General features: G+C 57.3%; 4 protein-coding genes and 1 pseudogene. 4 read left to right on the top strand and 1 reads right to left on the bottom strand.

Annotation, left to right across the window (positions count from 1 at the left end):
* Positions 1 to 263, top strand: a 263-nt coding sequence (locus CO670_RS33295; protein WP_210202702.1) for a hypothetical protein, incomplete at its 5' end; no start/stop codon positions are given.
* Positions 264 to 436: 173 nt separating this feature from the next.
* Here the strand turns inward: CO670_RS33295 and CO670_RS33790 are convergent.
* A pseudogene (locus CO670_RS33790) lies at positions 437 to 996 on the bottom strand (Tn3 family transposase); the annotation flags it as partial.
* A gap of 530 nt (positions 997 to 1,526) precedes the next feature.
* Here CO670_RS33790 and CO670_RS33710 point away from each other — a divergent pair.
* The 3 genes from CO670_RS33710 (at position 1,527) to CO670_RS32170 (ending at position 5,027) form a co-directional block, all read left to right on the top strand.
* Positions 1,527 to 1,652: a hypothetical protein gene (locus tag CO670_RS33710; protein WP_004676277.1), complete on the top strand. Its 126-nt coding sequence runs from the start codon at positions 1,527 to 1,529 to the stop codon at positions 1,650 to 1,652.
* A 114-nt stretch (positions 1,653 to 1,766) separates the two neighbouring features.
* Complete coding sequence (locus CO670_RS32175) at positions 1,767 to 2,852, top strand: HlyD family efflux transporter periplasmic adaptor subunit (protein WP_008533948.1); 1,086 nt, start codon at positions 1,767 to 1,769, stop codon at positions 2,850 to 2,852.
* Positions 2,853 to 2,879: 27 nt separating this feature from the next.
* Entirely contained in the window at positions 2,880 to 5,027 is a 2,148-nt protein-coding gene (locus CO670_RS32170) for a peptidase domain-containing ABC transporter (RefSeq protein ID WP_004676279.1), read from the top strand.
* Positions 5,028 to 5,234 lie beyond the last annotated feature (207 nt).

The raw sequence follows: 5,234 nt of genomic DNA, 5'->3' as shown, positions 1-5,234 counted from the left end.
CCAGCCAGGAAAATGCACCGGAAAACTCTAACCAAAACTGGTCCAGTTTGAAGGGTTCAGATCAAAGTGCACAAGATGGTGGCGAATGGGAACGTAGGGTCGTCGCCTCGATCGCCAAGAAATTGAAAAGGGGCCAGCGAGGAGCGCCTTTTGGCTCGCATCGCCGGGTCCGCGATCAAGGCCCTCGACGGAGCGGTGCCGAAATTGCCGAACAGGCGATACTTTCGGCTCTGGTCCGCAAATACAAGACTGGCGGTTCCTAAGCAGCGAGCCCAGGCGGTGCCACGTTCCTCCTACGGCATTTCATTATCCACGCATGTTGCCGAGGCTGCTGAGCCTGCTCGAATTCCGGAATAATGCAGCACATCGGGTCCGCCATCGCGGCGCTGGAATGGCTCAAGCGTCTGATCGACGAGGACGACAGACGGATCGACCCGTATCGATCCGAGACCTGGCTGTAGGCCTGAAGGCCTAGCATCCTGCCGTATTTCACGTTTACCAGGGCGTCGCCTTGCGCTGTGGCGGCAAATAATAGGCCGTCGCTCGAAGCCGGAGTGCCCATGGATCGGTAACCCCGCCTGCGCCTCGACCACCCTGGCTAGCGCCCGGTCGTAGGCTTCGCTCTCGACATGCCACTGTCGAACACGGATTAACACCCACAAGGTGTGGGTGTCTGTGGCATCGGCCATCATGCGCAGGCCAAAGCTAGTCTCTTCTGCGAGGATGACGTTCATCGCAGGGCGCTCCTGTACGCAGATGACTGAATGCTTCGCAGAAGCCAGTCGCAGCATCCACGTCTGGACGTCGCCTTCGCAATCGAGCCGCCCGGAATCGTAACAGCCCGAGCTGGCGCGGCCAAGCTCGCGTAACCGGATGTCGAGGTGAGCTTGAGATTTGCCAGCTATCCTCCTGTCGCAACGGCCCCGCGAGACGATCGCTGTCGGCCACAGCCTGGGCCGGAACAAGTGCAGGTCTGAGATCGCCATAGCGTCGGGACCCGCCCAAGCATTGCCCAATAGGTCTCGTGTTTCTTTTCGCATCCGGTGGATCTTTTACTTGACACATCCGGCCATAGCATCTGCCAATAGGGACAAGGCCCGCGGCACCAAGCGGCGCATCCGCGCCCACTATCGTGCGGAGGGCCACTAACAATTCACCAGGTTTCAGAGTGAATCAGCAGCAACAAAAATCGACGGCAAACTCGATGGGGGCTACGCGGATGGGGGCGCGCTTACTGAGCGCCGAGTCTCAACTGTACCGTCGCCACCGAACTTTGGAGCTGTCGATCCTGTTCAGGACGTTCATTCAGAACCCTACTCGGTTTGTCGTGCTTGCGACAGCGTGATGTGCGGTTTGGCACGTCTCGGCGCTCTAGGGCAGCCATTGAATAACATACAGAACAGTTTTCTGATGCTTTTCGCTCCTTCTGCATTGGCACGAATCTTGAACCTTTTTGTTGCGCGCCGCTAGGAGCTCCCAACGGGGGCCTTGGCATCTTCTCAATCCAGCTCTGAACGGAGACACCAATGATGAACAACATGGCAGCCTATCGTGTAACCGAATTAACCCCTCAAGAAGCAGCTGAAACCTCCGGAGGTTGGTATTTTTGGGTTTACTTGTTTTTGCGACGTTACGGACACTTGTTTGGTTGATAAGCGAGCTGGCTCTCGATGGCTCCTAGTGACTACAGACTAGCAGTTCCCCTTTCTGCTGAAACGGCCAGCTGCACCGCAGAAAGCATACTGGCGCGACGATCAGGACGATCCTTGAGCATTTATAGGGCGATCTTGCTCTTCGTCGCCGCGGCATTTGGCTCACTGCCACTCGTTACCATACCGGTCTCCATGCAGAGTGTCGGTACTATTCGCCCGATCGTGGAGAAGACGCCCCTGATAGCGCCCGTCTCCGGACGCATCTCCCGTGTCCTTGCCTTTGAGAACGATGTCGTTGCTAAGGGGAAGGAAATAATCGCCTTTGACGATCATGTAATCGAGGAAAAGCTCAGCGGGGTTTTAGCCGACATTCATGCCAAGAGCGATCTTGCCCATGACTTCCAAACGCTGATTTCTTCCGGCGCAAGGCTCAGCGTCTCGCCCCCCCTCCAAACCGAATCCGCGACGGCTGAAAGGGTGCATTTTCTCAACTTGCTGCGCGAGAACCAAAATGCGCGCAGTAACGCCGCGGCGGAACTCGACCGCGCAAAGCGACTTGTCTCGGCTGCTGCGGCGCCGGCGAAGACCGTTGACGAGAAGGCTTTCGCTCTCCAAAATATCGAGGTCCAAGGCGAGATCCTCGTGCGACGCAAAACCGCTGATTGGAACCAGAAGCTCCTTGATGCTAACCTGCGCTTAAAGGAACTCACGGCCACCTTGCATCAGCTCGAGCACGAACGGGACCTGCACCGCATCCGCGCCCCAGTATCGGGTGCTCTCGAGCAGTTCTCCGGCCTCGCGCACGGAAGCTACGTGCAGAGCGGGCAAACCGTTGGTTGGATCTCGCCGAACGACGATCTGGTGGCGGAAATCTACGTCTCCCCCAACGACATTGGCTTTGTGCAGCCTGGTCAGCCGGTGCGGCTCCAAGTGGATGCCTTTAACTACAACCAATGGGGTGTCATCAAAGCAAGGGTGGTCGAGGTGGCGCAGGACTTCACTCTGCATGACGGGAACCCGGTCTTCAAGGTCCAGTGCGCGCTCTCTCGCAGCGAACTCGCGCTGAAAAGCGGGGCCATCGGCCACCTGAAGAAAGGCATGACCGTGCGGGCTCGCTTTCTGTTGGCCAATCGCACTCTCCTGCAACTGCTCTACGACGAGGCAGACGATTGGCTCAACCCGATGCTGGCGGGGCGCTAATATTGTCCCAACAGCCAGCGAGCCTCCATGTCGAGTAAGGCCATTAAGTTCAAACAGCGTGACATCACGGATTGCGGCGCCGCCAGCCTCGCATCTGTCGCAGCCTTCTATGGCTACAAGTTGCCATTGGCGCGCATCCGCCAGTATGCGTCGACCGACCGCTCCGGTACGAGTGTGCTGGGGCTCACGGAAGCGGCGCAGAAGCTGGGCTTCATCGCGAAAGGCGTCAAAGGTGGCTTCGACAGCCTGTACAAGATCCCCAAGCCCGCTATCGCGCACGTCGTCAAGGAGGACCTGCACCATTTCGTAGTGGTCCATGCGATCGACGCCAAGTGGGTCATCGTCATGGACCCTGCCTTGGGCGAAATCTGCAAAGTGCCGCATCAGGAATTCATGGAGCAATGGACCGGCGTTCTGGTTTTGCTGGTTCCGGCAGACACATTCAATCGTCGAGACGAGACCACGTCGCCCCTCGCCCGATTCGCCCGCCTACTCGCGCCACACCGCACGGTGATGGCGCAGGCTCTCGTCGGCGCTCTTGTGACGACCGTCCTCAGTCTCTCGACGGCGATCTACGTTCAGAAGATCGTTGATCACGTGATCCCAGCGGGAAACCGCAACCTGCTCAACTTGATGAGCATCGCAATGCTGCTGATCCTAGCGATACAGATCCTGATCAACCTCCTAAGAGGCCGACTCGTCCTGCAGACGGGGCAGAAGATCGACGTATGCTTGATCCTCGGCTATTACAATCACATCCTGGCCCTGCCCCAGAAGTTCTTCGATAGCATGCGCATGGGAGAAATCGTGTCGCGCATGAACGACGCTGTGAAAATCAGGAGCTTCCTGAACGACGTTTCGATAAACATGTTTGTTGACATTTTAATGATACTGTTCTCATTCGGAATGATGTTCATCTATTCCTGGAATATTGCTTTGATCGTGGCGCTCGCCATTCCAATGTACATCCTGGTATATTGGGCCATCAATCGGATGAATCGAAATCTCCAACGAGTCATCATGGAAAATGACGCCAAACTCGAGGCGCAACTGGTAGAATCACTCGGAGCTGTCTCCACCATTAAGACTTCCGGCGTCGAGAGCTTCGCAAACTTCAAAATGGAGACCCGCTTCGTAAAGATGCTGCATTCCGTCTACAGCTCCGGGCTGATCTCAATCTGCGGCGACAACGCCTCGACGTTGCTGTCGGTCCTGTTCACCATCGTGCTGATGTGGTTTGGAACCACGCTTGCGCTCGAACAGGCCGTCACGCCCGGCGAATTGCTGTCCTGCTATACGTTGCTTGGCTATATCACCCGGCCGGTCGCCCGCCTGATCCAGACCAACCGGATCGTTCAAGACGCGTTTATCGCGGCGGATAGACTTTTCGAGATCTTTGAACTGGAGTCGGCAAGCAGCAGCGGCATCGATGCTACGAAGACCGATCTCGGAGATATTCGCCTGGAGAACGTCACATTCCGCTATGGCGCGCAGGCGGAGGTTTTCAGCGATCTAAGCGTCTCCTTTCGCCAAGGAGAGTTGACGGCCGTCGTGGGTGAGAGCGGCTCGGGCAAAAGCACCCTTGCGGCTCTGCTGCAGAATGTCTACCAGCTTGAGGATGGATGCATTCGGATCGGCCAATATGCCCTCCAGGATTTCTCGAGCGCATCACTGCACAAGGTCATGGCTGCAGTACCGCAATCGATAGACGTCTTCTCCGGTTCCGTGATCGAGAACATCGCCCTGGGCGAGTTCGAACCGGAGTTCGATAAGATCGTACGCATCTGTGATCGAATAGGACTGCGGGAGTGCATCGAGCGCTGGCCCGGGCGGTTCCAGGCCCATCTGGGCGAGAACGGGGTTCGCCTCTCCGGAGGTGAGAAGCAGCGCCTCGCATTGGCTCGGGCCCTGTACCGGGATCCCGACGTTCTAATCCTTGACGAAGCGACCTCCTCTCTGGACTCGGCAGCCGAAGAATTTGTGCTGCGGGTTGTTGAGGATCTGTCTCGCGCTGGGAAGACCATCATAGTCATCACTCATCGGTTGAGCACCGTTCGTGGGGCGGACAATATTGTGGTCCTGGACAAGGGGCGGGTCATTGAGGAGGGAAAGCACGCTGACCTAGTGAGAACTGATGGCCCTTACGCTCGATTATGGCGGGCGCCAAGGTCGTGATCCGTGTAGGCCCTGTCGGCTCGAGGATTGAAAACGGTTGTGAACGTCACGGTTAAGCGTCAGCACGCGCAGTTTCTTACCCGTTGCGAGTTGGTCGTGAACGAAGTCCATCGCCCACGTTCCGATCACCGCCGCTTCAAGTTCACAGCCGACAATGTTGCCATGCTGCTCGGTGGTCGACACCTTCTCGCGCTACGTGCCGGTGCT

The sequence above is a fragment of the Rhizobium sp. J15 genome (assembly GCF_002531825.1).
Taxonomy (GTDB): domain Bacteria; phylum Pseudomonadota; class Alphaproteobacteria; order Rhizobiales; family Rhizobiaceae; genus Rhizobium.
The sequence above is the reverse complement of the archived record's forward strand: the minus strand, read 5'-3'. Positions and strand labels throughout refer to the sequence as shown.